This window comes from Micromonospora sp. NPDC093244, assembly GCF_040683695.1.
GTDB lineage: Bacteria > Actinomycetota > Actinomycetes > Mycobacteriales > Micromonosporaceae > Micromonospora.
In genome coordinates this window covers 1,217,020-1,231,517 of the sequence record NZ_JBFBEO010000001.1, presented here as the reverse complement: position 1 = coordinate 1,231,517, position 14,498 = coordinate 1,217,020, and the positions used below count along the sequence as shown (strand labels likewise).

General features: G+C 70.9%; 15 protein-coding genes. 5 read left to right on the top strand and 10 right to left on the bottom strand.

Features of this window, described 5'->3' with window-relative positions; all coding sequences use genetic code 11:
• Positions 1–83: 83 nt before the first annotated feature.
• The 4 genes from AB0N27_RS05415 to AB0N27_RS05400 form a co-directional block, all read right to left on the bottom strand.
• Entirely contained in the window at positions 84–596 is a 513-nt protein-coding gene (locus AB0N27_RS05415) for a signal peptidase II (RefSeq protein ID WP_364363503.1), read from the bottom strand.
• Positions 597–658: 62 nt separating this feature from the next.
• Entirely contained in the window at positions 659–838 is a 180-nt protein-coding gene (locus AB0N27_RS05410; RefSeq protein WP_364366080.1) for a hypothetical protein, read from the bottom strand.
• Positions 822–1,064 carry a cupin domain-containing protein gene (locus AB0N27_RS05405; protein WP_364366077.1) on the bottom strand — a complete coding sequence of 81 codons (243 nt, stop codon included), beginning with the start codon at positions 1,062–1,064 and terminating at the stop codon, positions 822–824. The genes AB0N27_RS05410 and AB0N27_RS05405 overlap by 17 nt, the downstream gene beginning before the upstream one ends.
• Before the next feature lie 79 nt (positions 1,065–1,143).
• Entirely contained in the window at positions 1,144–2,139 is a 996-nt protein-coding gene (locus tag AB0N27_RS05400) for a DJ-1/PfpI family protein (protein ID WP_364363500.1), read from the bottom strand.
• 131 nt (positions 2,140–2,270) lie between these two features.
• Here AB0N27_RS05400 and AB0N27_RS05395 point away from each other — a divergent pair, with 131 nt between their 5' ends.
• Positions 2,271–2,909: an HD domain-containing protein gene (locus AB0N27_RS05395; protein WP_364363498.1), complete on the top strand. Its 639-nt coding sequence runs from the start codon at positions 2,271–2,273 to the stop codon at positions 2,907–2,909.
• Here AB0N27_RS05395 and AB0N27_RS05390 read toward each other — a convergent pair.
• Entirely contained in the window at positions 2,881–3,798 is a 918-nt protein-coding gene (locus AB0N27_RS05390) for a pyridoxal-phosphate dependent enzyme (protein ID WP_364363495.1), read from the bottom strand. The genes AB0N27_RS05395 and AB0N27_RS05390 overlap by 29 nt on opposite strands.
• A 192-nt stretch (positions 3,799–3,990) precedes the next feature.
• Between AB0N27_RS05390 and AB0N27_RS05385 the strand changes: the two genes are divergently transcribed.
• Genes AB0N27_RS05385 through AB0N27_RS05375 form a run of 3 tightly spaced genes read left to right on the top strand, consistent with a single transcriptional unit; the run spans position 3,991 to position 6,265 of the window.
• Positions 3,991–4,467 (top strand): STAS domain-containing protein, encoded by a 477-nt coding sequence (locus AB0N27_RS05385; protein WP_364363492.1) that lies wholly within the window; start codon positions 3,991–3,993, stop codon positions 4,465–4,467.
• A gap of 9 nt (positions 4,468–4,476) precedes the next feature.
• Positions 4,477–5,691 carry a hypothetical protein gene (locus AB0N27_RS05380; protein WP_364363489.1) on the top strand — a complete coding sequence of 405 codons (1,215 nt, stop codon included), beginning with the start codon at positions 4,477–4,479 and terminating at the stop codon, positions 5,689–5,691.
• Positions 5,684–6,265, top strand: a complete 582-nt coding sequence (locus tag AB0N27_RS05375; RefSeq protein ID WP_364363486.1) for a hemerythrin domain-containing protein — start codon at positions 5,684–5,686, stop codon at positions 6,263–6,265. Before AB0N27_RS05380 ends, AB0N27_RS05375 begins: the two co-directional genes overlap by 8 nt.
• Positions 6,266–6,475: 210 nt before the next feature.
• On the opposite strand, the gene AB0N27_RS05370 is transcribed toward AB0N27_RS05375, so the two are convergent.
• Together AB0N27_RS05370 and AB0N27_RS05365 are read right to left on the bottom strand one after the other, a co-directional pair.
• Positions 6,476–7,189 (bottom strand): GAF and ANTAR domain-containing protein, encoded by a 714-nt coding sequence (locus AB0N27_RS05370; protein ID WP_364363482.1) that lies wholly within the window; start codon positions 7,187–7,189, stop codon positions 6,476–6,478.
• Positions 7,190–7,353: 164 nt separating this feature from the next.
• Positions 7,354–9,054, bottom strand: a complete 1,701-nt coding sequence (locus AB0N27_RS05365) for a hypothetical protein (RefSeq protein WP_364363479.1) — start codon at positions 9,052–9,054, stop codon at positions 7,354–7,356.
• Between the two features lie 262 nt (positions 9,055–9,316).
• Between AB0N27_RS05365 and AB0N27_RS05360 the strand changes: the two genes are divergently transcribed.
• Positions 9,317–9,688 (top strand): metalloregulator ArsR/SmtB family transcription factor, encoded by a 372-nt coding sequence (locus AB0N27_RS05360; RefSeq protein WP_364363476.1) that lies wholly within the window; start codon positions 9,317–9,319, stop codon positions 9,686–9,688.
• 310 nt (positions 9,689–9,998) lie between these two features.
• On the opposite strand, the gene AB0N27_RS05355 is transcribed toward AB0N27_RS05360, so the two are convergent.
• The 3 genes from AB0N27_RS05355 to AB0N27_RS05345 form a co-directional block, all read right to left on the bottom strand.
• A complete protein-coding gene (locus AB0N27_RS05355; protein WP_364363474.1) occupies positions 9,999–12,395 on the bottom strand; it encodes a ricin-type beta-trefoil lectin domain protein in 2,397 nt (798 codons plus the stop codon).
• A 68-nt stretch (positions 12,396–12,463) separates the two neighbouring features.
• Entirely contained in the window at positions 12,464–13,315 is an 852-nt protein-coding gene (locus tag AB0N27_RS05350; RefSeq protein ID WP_364363471.1) for a sugar phosphate isomerase/epimerase family protein, read from the bottom strand.
• A 6-nt stretch (positions 13,316–13,321) separates the two neighbouring features.
• Positions 13,322–14,494, bottom strand: a complete 1,173-nt coding sequence (locus tag AB0N27_RS05345) for a substrate-binding domain-containing protein (protein ID WP_364363468.1) — start codon at positions 14,492–14,494, stop codon at positions 13,322–13,324.
• Between the last annotated feature and the right edge of the window lie 4 nt (positions 14,495–14,498).

Genomic DNA, 14,498 nt, shown 5'->3' with positions numbered 1-14,498 from the left:
GACAAGCATCCCCCACCAACATTCACCGGCCGCCGGCAACCCGTGGGACGTGCCGGTCAGCTGGTGCCGTGCCGATGCGTACGTCAGGGATTCGGCAGTGCCCGCTCGTCGGCGCGGGCGTCGTCGGGCACTGCCGGCGCCCGCAGCGGTACGCCCCGCAGGTTGAGCAGCAGGACGATGCCGACACCGACGACGAGCGCGATGTCGGCGACGTTGCCGATGAAGAACCCGGCGTAGTCGATGAAGTCCACCACGTGCCCCCGGGCGAACCCGGGCTCCCGGAAGAGGCGGTCCAGCAGATGGGTCGCCGCCCCGCCGAGCACCAACCCCAGTGCCACGGCCCACTGACGTGAGGTGACCCGTCGCGCCACGACCGTCACCGCGACGACCGCCGCGGCCGCCGTCAGCCCGAAGATCCAGGTGTACGACGAGCCGATGGAGAAGGCGGCGCCCGGGTTGTAGACCAGCCGTAGTTGCAGGAGGTCACCCACGAGGGAGACGGCCTGCCCGTCGGAGAGCGCGGACTCGGCCCAGAACTTCGTCGCCTGGTCCACGGCGAGCACCACGGCGGCGATGATCACGACGATGCGGAACACAGCGGAACCCTAGCCGGTCACTCTCGGGCCCCACCACCAGGAGAGTTTCGCACCCGCCCACGTCAGATCAGTGTCTGTTTGGTGGCCGGCAGCTCGTCGATGATCGACCTCTCGACGTTGATCGTGTCGGCGATGATCTCGTGAGGTGTGTTCGCCATCCACTGCATCACCGAGATGTCCTCGAACCGGGGATGCTTGAACATCTCCAGGAACACCAGAGGTTCGTCACCGGTGTTCTCGATGTAGTGGCCGTAGGCGAAGGGTACGTAGCCGACGTCGCCCCTGGAAGTCGAACGTCCGGGCGCTGGCCTGGGCCGCGTACACGCCCATCCGTCCGGTGCCCGAGATGTTGTACTGCCACTCGTCGGTGGTCGGATGCCAGTGCAGCTCGCGTATCCTCCCGGGTTCGACCTCCACGAGGGCGGCGGCGGTCGTGGTGGACGCGGCGAAGTTGGTCGAGTCGGTGATGCGGACCGACCCGCCACGGAAGCGCTGCGGGGTCTGGGCTCCATCTGTTGCGTTCCGGGCTCGACCGGGCGGGGAACGGTCAGTCCTCGTCGTCCGGCGCCGCGCCGCGCGTCGACGTGCGGAACCGCTGCTGGTAGGCGCTCGGCGAGACCCCGACCCGCGCGAGGAACATCCGGCGCAGTGTCTCGGGGCTGCCGACGCCGACCCGTTGCGCGCAGGTGGTGACCGAGTGCCCGGCGTGCAACAGCCGGATGGCCGCGTCGACCCGCACACCCTCCACGTACTTGGCGGGGCTGCTGCGGGTCTCCTGCCGGAACATCCGGGAGAGGTGCCGGGGGCTGACATGCGCGCGGGCGGCGAGCGCCGGCACCGAGTGGTCGGCGGCCGGGTCGGCGGCCACCGCGTCGGTCACCTGCCGTAGGACGGGGCTGCTCGGCCGGGGCAGGGTCAGTGACGGCGAGAACTGCGACTGGCCGCCGGGCCGTTGCAGGAACACCACGAGCGACTGCGCGACCGATCGCGCCACCTCCTCTCCGTGGTCCCGCTCTACGAGCGCCAGGGCGAGGTCGATGCCGGCGGAGACGCCCGCGGAGGTGATGATCGTCCCGTCCTCCACGAAGATCGCGTCGGGCTCCACCCGCACGCGCGGAAAGGCGGCGGCGAGCAGCCGTGTGTGCCGCCAGTGCGTCGTGGCCCGACGGCCGTCCAGCAGGCCGGCCTCGGCCAGCAGGAACGCGCCTGTGCAGACCGACGCGGTACGACAGGCGCGGCGCGACAGCGACACCGCAGCGGCCCGAAGCTCGGAGCTGATCGGCGTCGTCGGCAGGTCGTCACCGCCGACCACCAGGGCGGTTCCGACATCCGTCGCCGACTCGACGTCCCCGTCGACGGGGACGCGCAGGCCGGTCGAGGAGCGGACCGGAGCGCCGTCGCCGGACCGCACCTCCAGCTCGTACCGGGCACCGAACCTGGCGGCCTCCGCGAACACCTCGAACGGCCCGGCCAGGTCCAGCATCTTCATCCCGTCGAAGACGAGGGCACAGACCCGGTGCGCCCGTTCCGCGTGGTCCGTCACCGTGCGCCCCTCCCCGACGTGTCCCGATCTGAGGGAAGCATGGCAGACAGGACAGGGCCGCGGACGGCCTCCCGGCGTGACGCTTGACGCACCGGAGCACGCCACGGGCTCCCCGGACCGACAGGACATCCATGATCCAGACAATCGCGGGGGTCAAGATCCCCGACTCGCCCCTCGCCACCGAGGCCACCGACCTGGTCCGGGCCGCCACCGACGACCTGCTGTTCCACCACTCCCGCCGGGTCTTCGTCTTCGGCACCCTCCAGGGCCGGCGGCTCGGTCTGACGGCCGACCCCGAGCTGCTCTACGTGGGGGCGATGTTCCACGACCTCGGCCTGACCGCGCGGTACCGTCGCGACGACCAGCGCTTCGAGCTGGACGGCGCGGACGAGGCACGCCGTTTCCTGCGCTCACACGGGATCGGCGAGCCCGAGACGCGCCTCGTGTGGGAGGCGATCGCCCTGCACACCACGCCCGAGGTGCCGCACCGGCTGGAGCCCGAGGTCGCCCTCGTCAGCGCCGGCGTCGAGACGGACGTGCTCGGCATCGGCTACCGGGAACTGTCCCCCGCCGACATCGCCGCGGTGGTCGCGGCGCACCCACGGCCGCACTTCAAGCGCGCCATCGTCGACGCGTTCGCCGACGGGTTCCGGCACCGACCGGACACCACGTTCGGGACGGTCAACGGCGACGTGCTCGAGCACCGCGTGCCCGGTTACCGCCACATCGACTTCGTCCGGGTCATCGAGGAGTCGGACTGGCCGGAGTGAGGTCCCCGACCTCGGCATGACCGAAGAGTCCCGGCAGTCCACCGCTGTGCACGAACACGACCCGGTCGCCGTGCGGGAAGCTGCCTTCCAGCAACGCCGCCATCGCCCGACCCGTGTACGTCGGGTCCAGGAACACGCCCTCCTCGCGGGCGGTCGCGTACAGGGCCGCCCGCGCGGAGTCGGTGAACGTGCCGTAACCCGCGCCGACCTGTGATCCGTCGACGCGCAACGCGGCCGGCTCGACCTGGCCGTCGAGCAGCCCGGCGACGGCGGCACGGGAATCGGGTACCGCGCCGACGTCCACGCCGATCACCCGCTCGGCGCCCAGTTCACGGACCAGCCCGGCCATCATGCCGCCGGAGGCGACCGCCACCACGACCTCGACCCCGTCGATGTCCGGCACCTGGGCGCGCAACTCCCGGCCGCAGTCCACGTACCCCTGGACCGATGCGGGCGAGCTGCCGCCGAACGGGATGACGTACGCCGACCGCCTCTGGGCCTCGACCGCCATTACCTCGGCGAGCGGGCGGTCCCCGCACCAGACGATCTCCGCACCGGTCAGCTCGTCGAGGAGCAGGTTTCCGCGCCGGTGCGGAGCGGGCGGGCCGGCGAGCACCAGCACGCAGGCCAGGCCCAGCCGCGCGGCCGCCGCGGCGGTCAGCCGCGCGTGGTTGCTCTGCGGCCCACCCGAGGTGATCACCGTGGTGGCACCGAGGGCCACCGCCTCCGCGCAGGTGTACCGCAGCTTGCGGACCTTGTTGCCACCTCCGCCGAGCCCACTGAGGTCGTCGCGCTTGAACCACAACTCCGCCAGCCCCACCCGGGCGGCGAGGCGCGGCGCGGGCTCCAGGGGGGTCGGCCACGTACCGAGGGAGACCGGGGTCGTCATCCACACAGCTAATCACCCCGGCCGGGGTACGCGCCTCCGTCGGCGACACGCCGCCCCGACGACCGGCTGTTTCACCTCCGGAGACGGCGGGTAGGGTGACTGTCGGGTCAAGACATGCGCCCTCCAGTGGTCACCCCTGCCTCGGCACACGCCCGGCGGGTGGGCCACCCTCGTCGAGGGCGGAGACAGCATGTGACAGACCCATTCCCCGATCGCCGGCAGCTGCCACCGGGCCTGCACACGCCGATCATGTCCCTGGCCTGGAGCCGCGACGACTCCACCAGTTTGATCACCGTCGCCGGTGAGATCGACATGAGCAATTCCCACCTGCTCACCGAGCTGGTGGAGTTCCTGTGCCAGTCACCCGTACCCCTGATCGCTGTGGACCTGTCGGCGGTCCGCTTCCTCGGCGCACACGGCATCACCGCCCTGCTCCAGGCAAGCCAACTCGTCACCTCGGCCGGAGCCCGGCTCACGCTGCGTGACCCCTCACCGTTCGTGCTCCGCGTCCTCGGCGCGGCCGGGGTGATGCGTCACCTGGCCCTCGACGACGCCCCCATTCCGCGCGGCGCCGCGCTCCCTGACGTCGTCCTGCGGCTTGCCCGCCGCCCAGCGGTGCGACCGTCCTCGAACCGCGCGGCCGGACAGCGCCCGTATTCCCCCAGATAGAGGAGAGACATGTTCAATCCACTGGATCACAAGGGGATCCCACTGGAGAGCCAGATCCGCAACTGGCGCGAGCTGAACGTCGAGCCCATCGACCCCGAGGCCGTCGACCCCTACACCCGCTGCCGGATCATCACCATGAACGGCATCGAGGTCGAGGCGATCAACTTCCAGCACCAGTTCGCCCGCAACTGTCCGGACCAGGAGGTCCGCCGGCAGCTCGCCTACGTCCGGTACGTGGAGAGCCAGCAACAGCGGGTGGTGAACTGGCTGCTTCCCGGTGTCGCCAGTGTCCTGGAGACGACGCTCGGCTACGAGCAGGTGGCTGTCGACCTCACCGCCTGGGTGGCCCGGCACGAGCCGGACCCGTACCTGAAGCAGGCATACGAGTTCGGCGTGCTCGAGGACTTCGACCACCTGTACCGCTACGCCAACCTCTACGAGATGGTCGAACGGCGCAAGGCGGAGAAGATTGTCAACGGTCTCACCGAGGTCATGCCGGGGCGACCGACCATCGTCGAGCACCGGCACCCCTTCGACGAGGTCCGCACCCCGTACGACCGCAACTCGGTGGACCCGCGTTCGAAGCTGCACGCGCTGACGATCCTCTCGGCGGAGCAGCAGGTGATGTTCTACTACATGAACGTCGGCCCGCAGTACATGGAGCCGATCGCACGCCAGCTCTACCAGGAGATCAGCCTGATCGAGCAGGAGCACGTCACCCACTACGAGTCGCTGCTGGACCCGGGCGAGAACTGGTGGGAGCGGCTGCTCACCCACGAGTACAACGAGTGCTGGCTCTACTACTCGTTCCTCGAGCAGGAGAGCGACAGCCGGATCAAGGCGGTCTGGGAGCTGCACCTGCAGATGGAGCTGGCCCACCTCCAGCAGGCCGCCGACCTGCTGCGCCGACACGACGGCCGGGAGCCCGAGGAGATCGTCGGCAGCGCGGGACTGCCGGAGCCGCTGACGTTCGAGCCCAACAAGGACTATCTGCGGCACCTGCTGGCCACCCAGATCGACGTGAACAAGCTCGGTGAGGGTTACGTCCGGGAGGCCCACGAGCGCTTCGAGTGGATGCAGCAGCAGCTGCACGACGGCCAGAAGCCGCCCAGCGAGCAGGTCATCGACATGCACCGGGAACGCTTCGGCGACGAGTACCGCATCGAGACCGAGGGGCCGCACCCGGTCGAGTCGCTGCGTCCCACGGGAGGCAGCCATGCCTGAGACCGGCATCCCTGCCACGCCGGGTCCCGAGGAGGACGTGGTGGACCTCCTGCTCGCCCAGCACGCTCAGGTCGAGCAGCTCTTCCTGCTGGTCATCGGCAGCACCGGCGACGCCCGCCGGGAGGCCTTCGACGACCTGGTGAAGCTGCTCGCCGCGCACGAGACCGCCGAGGAGGAGGTCATCCATCCGCTCTCGCGTGGCCTGCCGGGCGGTGGCGGTGACGCCATGGTCGACGACCGGCTCGAGGAGGAGCGGCAGGCGAAGGAGACACTGCGGACGTTGATCGCGGGCGGTGTGGACGCCGACGGCTTCGACACAGGCATCATCCTGCTGCGCGACGCGGTCCTCACCCACGCCCGCTACGAGGAACGCTACGAATTCCCCCTGCTACGCCAGCACGTTCCGGCCGAGCGGCTGCGGAGCCTCGCCGCCGCCGTCCGGGCGGCGGAGAAGACCGCGCCGACCCGGCCGCATCCCGGCACCCAGTCGGCGACGGGCAACCTGGCCGTCGGTCCGGCGCTCGCCGTCATCGACCGGGTCCGTGACGCCGTGCGCAGGCCCTCGGACAGCTGACCCGAGGCCATCCGGCGAAGGGCCGCCCGTGCTCCCGCACGGTCGGCCCTTCGCCCGTCACCACACCCGCGTCAATGCGCGTACTGACGGACGCGCTCAGCCGGACGATCGTGCCGAGGTGCACCGGCAGCGCCGCGGAGTCGTCGGGCAGGCTGGCGAGGGCGAGCAGCGCCTCCGACAGGTCATCGGATCGCTGGTCCGGGCTCGCCCTCATACCCGGGCGCCCCGCGCCGCCCTCGCGGCGAGCGCCTCAGCGACGTCTCGCACCTTACGGTTGGTGTCCTGGGAGATCTTCGACAGCAGCGCGAACGCCTCCTCCGGCGAGCACCGGCGCTCACCCATGATGATCCCCTTCGCCTGCTCGATCACCGCCCGGTTCCGCATCGCCTCCCGCATCTGCTCGGCGAGCGTGGCGGCGCTGTCGTACAGGTGCGCGTTGGCCAGCGCCACCGCCGCGTACGCGGCGAAGCCCTCCGCGACGGCGATCGCCGACGGGTCGAAGGCGTTCGGTGCGGCACCGTAGACGTTCAGCGCACCCACCACCGACTGCTGGATCGGCAGACCGATCGACAGCGAACTCCCGGCTCCCGCGGTGCGGGCCACGGCCGCCCAGGTCGGCCAGCGCTGCTCGGCGACCATGTCCGGCACCGAGATGGTGTCGCCGCTGGCGGAGGCGTCCAGGCACGGGCCCCGGTTCTGCTCGTACTGCCACTCGTCCAGTTCACGCGCGAGGTCACCGGTGAATGCCGCAGTCCAACCCGCCCGACCACGTACGAGCGTCACCGACACCTCCCTGGCACCGGGAACGCTCCGGCTGGCCAGCTCGGCGGTGCGGCTCAACATGTCGTCGAGGCTGGTCTCGTCAAGCCTGATCCGGCCCAACTCGGCCAGCGCGTCGGCCGGATCCAAACTCGGCTGCGTCATCGCGGAAGTCCTTGTCGGCCGGCGTGCGCCGGCAGGTCGGGGCCACGGGCCGGCGACCACCCGTCAGATGTCTGGCAGCATCTCGCCGGAGCGGCCGTCGTGGCTGTTGTCCCTACCCCTCGGGTCCTCCGCTCACACCCGCCCGCCTTCGCGCCGACCGCGTGTCAGGCTCGGCCGGCCTCGGCCGACTGGGTGCTCGCGCGGCGGCGAGGGGTCTCCGAGGCCGGTCGCGGATCCGCGTCGTCGCGCCGGCGCTGCCGGGGTCGCGGCGCCGGTCGTTGCTCGGTGGCACCCTGCGCCGGGTCGGACGACGCGGTGGGTGGCGTGACGCGGCTCGCCGCGGCGTCCACGAGGTCCGGCAGGTCCCGCCCGACCACCAGGGGCAGCTCCCGGGTGTGTGCGGCGAGCGGTCCCGGCTCCCCCACCGGGTCGACGACGCGGGCCACCCGGGCCCGTCCGGTCGCGGTTCGCGCCGTCGGTGTGGCGCTACGGTTCGCCGCAGCCGGCGCTGTGGCGGCGGGCGCTGCCTCGGCCACCCCCGCGTCCGTGGTGGGCGGCACCTCCGGCCGGCTGGCGTCCGATCGGTCCGGCGTGTTGCGCGTCGTTCGGCGCGGCGCGGCGGCCGGCAGGAGCGGGGCGAGTTCCGCGTGCAGCGCGGCCCAGTCCGAGGCGCGGGGCGGATCGGGCTGATCGCCGGTCGAGGCGGCCCGGTCCGGGTTCTCCGATCGGGTCGCCGGCTGGCCGCCACGGTCCGGTGTCGCCCGGGAGCGCCGTGCCGTCGGTCGATCGGCGCCGTCGCCGACCCGCTCGATGGTCGTGGGACGCTCGAACAGGTCAGCCGGCGGCCCGTCCCGGTCGGCGTCGACCGGGGGCGTGACGGGCTCGGGGGCCGCGACCACGACCGGCTCGGGGACGGCGGGGAGCAACCGCTCCGGGGCGTCGGCGAGCAGCCGCACGGCCGACGCCAGCGCGACCGGGTCCGGTTGGGCCGAGCGACGCCACAGTCGCCGGCGGCGGTTCGTCGGCAGGTTTCCGGCCAGCACCCGCGCGGGTGCCAGATCGGCGGCGATCAGCGCCGTCAGCCCGTCGTAGTCCGCGTGCTCGGCCAGCCGCCTGGCGATCTCGTCGAGGTCGTACACCGCCACGGCGATGTCGGCTGTGGTGGCGTCCAACGCTCGGGTGATCTTGCGGTGCAGCACCTTGCTGAGCGCGGCCTGCCGCCGTTCCGCGCGGATCTGCGCACGGGCCGCGTCGAGCGACGCGTACAGCCCGAGGCCCGGGTCGGCCTTGGCCAGCGAGCGGGCACGGCGGGTCAGCCACGGGTGCCGCAACCAGTGCCCGACCGGCTCGTACGCCGGCGTCGTGGGCGGCAGCTGCCGCTTGGCGCGCAGCCGGTCCCGCCGCTGGTTCCCGGTATTCATCAGCCAGACCAGATAGCCGAGCAGGGACATGCCGGCGTAGAAGCCGCCCTCGAGATGGTTGCTGTGCGCGAGCCAGTTGAAGGCCACGGCGGCGACGGCGATGGCTGCCGACAGCACGCGGGACAGGATCGCCTGTTCGCCGAGCCGGCGCCGCAGGTCGGCGTTAGCCAGCACCACGACACCGCCCAGCTCCAGCGCGCCGACGGCGGGGAGCGCGACGTACCAGGGCATGTCGAGCCGTTCCATCGCCCCGGACACCTGGCCACCGAGGGCGACAAGCAGGACGACGACGTAGAACCCCGTACGGACCACGGCGACCCGCCGTACCGCCCGGGCGAGTTCCGCGTCCCACGCCTCCGGTGTGGGGGTGTCCGACGCGCCGCGGCGCGTCCCGTTGAGTGGCTCTCCGCCGGTCATCTGACTCCGGTCCGGTTCCTGGAACACGCCGAGCAGGTTCCTCTCTCACTGCGACCCCCGGCCGCACCGGCGCCGCGACCGCCGGGTTCGGCACGGTCGCGGCGAGTCGTGCCGGAACGCGCTCCGGCCGCCGCCCGTCGTCCGCCGCATGCTACAGGTCTCGCGATCCGATACGTGACGACGAGTGCGTCGCCCGTGCGCGTCCGGTGGCCGACGTGGACACCACCTGATGACGCCTTCGAGGTACTCGTGGCGGTTCCACCCGTCTATCCCTGGTGTTGGTGGGACGATGGGATACGTGGGAGCTGCGAAAACCGATATGCCTGCTATCTCGCCGCTGGTCGGCGAGCCGATCAAGCGCGTCGACGCCGAGCGACTGGCGGGGGTGCTCAAGGCACTCGCCGACCCGGCTCGGCTGCGACTTCTCAGCCTGATCCAGTCCGCTCCGGAGGGCGAAGCGTCGGTGAGTGACCTCACCGCGCCGCTGGGCCTCTCCCAGCCGACCGTGAGCCATCACCTCCGGATCCTCACCGAGGCCGGCCTGCTCGAGCGTGACAAGCGCGGCGTCTGGGCGTACTACAGTCTGGTGCCGTCCGCGATCGGGGCGATCGCCGACCTGTTGACGCCGCCGCGTAAGCGGCCGACGAAGAGGGCCCGTTGAGCACCTGACGCAGCACCTCCGTACAGCGGCCCCGCCATCGTGGGCGGCGCCGCTCTCGCCGCCGTGGTCCTACTGAGCGCCGAGACGCTCGTGCGCGAGGACGTGGGCGCGGACCGCCATGCCTGGGGTCGACGTACGCGCGGTCACCACCATCGCCGCCGGAGGGCTCACCGACCCCGTTTCCGTGCGGTACCGGGCCTCGACCGGGCTGGTCGTGGAACCGACGCGGGCGAACGGCGGGCGCTAACCGGACAGGTCCGGGCCGGGGTGCGCCCCCCGAGCCCGGACCTGCCGGTCTCCGGCTCCTACCTCAGCTGCGCAGCTGCCACTGCTGGTTCGCGCCGCCGTTGCAGGACCAGAGGATCAGTTTGGTGCCGTTCGCCGTCCCGGCGCCGTTCGCGTCCAGACACAGGCCCGACTGCACCCCGGTGATCGTGCCGTTGGCGTTGATGGTCCACTGCTGGTTGGCCTGGCCGTTGCAGTCCCAGATGACCACAGCGGTGCCGTTGCTGGTGCCCTGGCCGGAGGCGTCCAGGCACTTGGTGCCGTAGACCACGAGCTGCCGGCTGGCGGTGGCGGTCCACCGCTGGTTGGTGGCGCCACTGATGCAGTCCCAGATCTGGGCCTGCGTGCCGTTCGTCGTGCTGGACCCGCCGATCTCGGCACAGCGACCCGACTGGACGCCCACGAGCTGTACGTTCTGCGGGTTGGTGCTGCCCCCGCTCTGCACACCAGCCGCGTTGATCACCGTCTGCGCGCCGGCCGGCCAGCTGCCGTTGCTGACCGTCACGTTGCCGTTGACCACGTTGCCGCGGTCGCCGTTGGTCACGTTCGTGCTGTTGTTCGTCGCCCAGTTGTTGGTGACGGTGAAGTTGCCCATGTTCTCCGCGTACCAGTAGTTGGCGGTGGCCCAGGTGCCGGTGGAGGAGAACACGTTGTTGCGGGCGGTGTAGTAGCGGGAGCCCTCGTCGAAGTAGAGCCCGAACCAGCCGTTCGTACGCAGGCAGTGGTTCTCGTTGATCGTCCCGCCCGGGTTCGCCGAGAGCGTGTAGATGCACCCGCCGTCGGTCATCTGCTGCATGACGTCGTGCACGTAGTTGCCGATCACCTGGTTGTTTGCCGCGGTGGTGGCCGTCGTGTAGCGGGGCTGGTAGTTGTAGAGGCCCCGGTTCGCGTAGTGCTGGCTGCCGCCCGCGTCGTTCGCGCCCCAGCCGTAGCCGACCGACAGGCCGGTGTACGGCATGTTGTAGACCTCGTTGTGCGAGACCAGCGCGGTGTTCACGTAGGTGGTCAGGATCGAGACCACGCCCCGGTACTCCAGCCCGAGATCGTGCACCCGGTTGTTGCTGATGGTGATGTTGCGGTTGACCATCCGCTGGTCGCTGGGGTGGTGGGCGTCGGCACGCACGCCGCCGACGACGATGCCGCCGGCCGAGTTGCGGGCGATCTCGGAGCGGGTGACGGTGATGTTGCTGGCCCCCAGGCCGACACCGCTGGCGTGGGCGTTGGCGTCGTTACCGATCCCGATGGCCGTCTGCCCCAGGTTGACGAACTGGGAGTCGCCGAAGGTGATGGTGTTGGCGGCGGAGACCTGCACGGCGGCGGGCATCTGGTTCCAGTTCGGCCGGGTGGCCTCGAACTGCGGGCAGCCGGCCTGGCAGGACGTCAGTGCGTCGGACGGGCGGGACCAGGTGCCGGTGATGTGGGCGCCGGTCTGCTGGTCGGCGAAGCCGTTGCTGCTGCTCGGGCCGAGCCAGCTGGTGCCGGTGAAGGTGATGCCGCTGAACGAGATGTGGTGCGCCGGCGCGTCGTAGGTGCCGCCGATGGCGACCAGGGACTGCAACTGCGGCAGCTCGACGCCGACGGTGCTCATGTTCTGCCCCGCGAGCGGGATGTAGTTGAGCTGGCCGTTGCCCGGGTTCAGATACCACTCCCCCGGCGAGTCCAGGAACTCGTACGCGTTGGTCAGGTAGAACGGCCCGGCCCGGTGCGGGCTGGAGAGCGTGTCGAAGCCGAACGTGTTGTTGTTCCACGCGGGCTGCTGCATGGTGAGGACGTTCCCGCTGATGCTCTGCACAGGCGAGTACCGGTCGGTGAACGAGCCGACGCTCTCCACCTCGACGCGGTTCTGGTTGCCCAGGCTGTTGAGGTAGCTGAGCGCGCTGGCGCTGAACCGCATGCCGCTCGTGGTGAAGGTGAAGTCGGACCGGTTCACGGCGGTGCGCGCCCGCGTGGCGACTGCCCCGTTGACGTAGAGCTGACGGCTGTCGAGCCCGGCGGGAACGTTGGCCCGCCAGATGTTCTTCCCGGAGTCGACGAGCGACCAGCCGGTGACGGCCCGGGCGCCGGTGATGGTCGGACGTGCGCCGGAGGCCGCCCGCCAGATCACCTGGTAGCCGTTGGTGCCCGAGTCGGCAGCGGTGAACCGCAGCGGCGACGAGAGTCGGTACGCGCCGTTCGCCAACTCCACCCCGATGTCGCCGGACATCGCGCTGTTGACCGCCCGTACCGCGGTCTGCGCGGCGGACAGCGAACACGGCTGGCTGGCCGAGCAGGTGGTGCCGGTGCCGGCGGGTGACGCGTAGAGGGTGGTGGTGGCCGCCTGGGCCGGGGACGCCGAGGCGGTCACCGCGACCAGCGCGGTCAACGCTGTCGCGGCCGCGCCGGCCAGCAACCGGCGTGGCGTTGCGATGGACGGGACGGGCACGGGAGGGTTCTCCTGACGTGAGAGGGGCGCGGCGTCTGGACGGCGCGGGTTCCGAGCACGGCGGCGGATCAGGCGAGCACCTCCCGCAGGTAGCGCAGACCGTCGGTGGCGAGACGGTCCTGCGAGGGTGCCAACGGTCGCCAGATCGACGCGGCGGTGGCGATGGTCTCGTTCTCCGCCGTGAACGACTCGATGCAGACGGCGCCCCGGTAGCCGGTGTTGCACAGGAAGGTGAAGAAGCGGGGCCAGTCGAAGTGGTCGGTGCCGGGAGCACCGCGGTCGGTGCCGCTGACCTGGACGTGCTTGATGTGCCCGCCGGCGACGGCGAGGGCCGCGTAGGGATCGGACTCCTCGATGTTCATGTGGTACGTATCGATCATGAGGCCGACGTTCGGTGGCAGTCCGTCGATCAGGTCGAGGGCCTGTTCGACGGTGTTGACGACGCTCGTCTCGTAGCGGTTCAACGCCTCGACACCGATGCTCACGCCCAGCTCGCCGGCTTGCTCGGCGACCGGCGCCAGGGCTCGCCGGAAGTCCGCGTAGCAGGCCGCGCGAGCCGCTGGCGACATCCGCCAGGTGCGGCCGACCGATGCGTACACGGGACCGCCGACGCACGGCGCCCCGACGGCCGCCGCGCTCGCCACACACCCCATGAGGTACGCGACTGTCGACTCGACGACGGCCGGGGTGGCGTCCACCAGGTCCCGACCCGGCGGGGTGACCGCGCAGACCCCGGCCGCGACGAGACCGTGCGTGGCCAGCAGGTCCCGGGTACGGATCGGATCCCAGTCCCCGGGCTGCTCGATCGGCAGCTCGACCGCGTCGAAGCCGAACGACGCGATCCGGGGAATCAGCTCGGCGAGGGCCTCGTCGTCGACAGGCGAGGCCCACACCCAGGGGTTGACGCCGATGGCGTACACCGGAACCTACTTCCAGCGCTGCGGGTAACCGGGCAGGTCGGTGCAGCCGCACATCGCGTAGTGCAGCGGTGGCATGTTCGGGTCGAGGTACCGGTCCAGGTTGTCCTGGGTGATGGTCGGCTGGGGCAGCTTCCAGGGGTTGGAGACCTGCTCGCCGTCGAGGATCCGCAGCGCGGCGATGATCGGCGTACGCCACTGGTAGGTCGGGTAGGTAGGCGCGATGGCGGTGAGTTTCTTGTCCTTCCAGATCTTCAGGAAGTCGAGCTGGTCCTCGCCGTTGATCGGCGGAACGGGCTTGCCCGCGTCCTGGAACGCCTCGACGGCGGCGACGGCGACGGCTCCGGCGTCCATCCAGATGCCGTCGATGGTGCCGTACCGCTGGATGTAGTCGTCGACGATCTTCTTGGTCTTGGCGGGGTCGCCGTCGGTGAACTCGACGCCGACGACGTCGACCTTCGCCTTGTCGAACGCCACCTTCGCCGCCGACCAGCGGGTCTCCAGGACGTCGACACCGGGCAGGATCCGCAGGGCCAGGACCTTGCCGCCGGGCTTCATCTTCTGGCTGACGAACTCGGCCCCGACGTGACCGAAGCCGTAGCCGCCGATCGGGTTGATGAACGTCACGGGGCACTTCGTGTTGACACCACGGTCGAAGACGACGACCGGCAGCCCCGCCTGGCAGGCCGCCTCGACGGCAGGGGTGAGGGTGGCGGTGGTGTTCGGCGAGACGATGAGCGCGTCGCAGCCCTTGCCGAGCAGGTCGTTGATGTCCGCGATCTGCTTCTGGTCCTTGCCTTCGGCGTCGACGTGCACGAACTCCTTGATGCGACTCTTCTGCGCCTCGACCTCGGCCTGCATGGTCTTGAACCCGACCTGCCGCCACGGGTTGTTGAGCGCCGCGTTCGAGAAGCAGATCTTGTGCGGGCCGTTCTTCTTGAACTTGGCGGTGTCCACCATCGTCGGGTTGAGCACCTGCTCCCACGGCTTGTCGGCCGGGCCGGTCGGGGCCGCGTCGAGCAACGCGAGCTCGGCGTCGTAGTCGGCCTGCACGAAGAACTTCGACTGGTCCCCGGTGCCCGACCCGGCGGCGGCGGAGGCGCTGCCCGAGGGGCCCGCCGCCGGCTCGTCCGTGGCGCACGCCGCGAGGGACAGCAGGGTGACGGCGGCCAGAGCCGCCATGGAA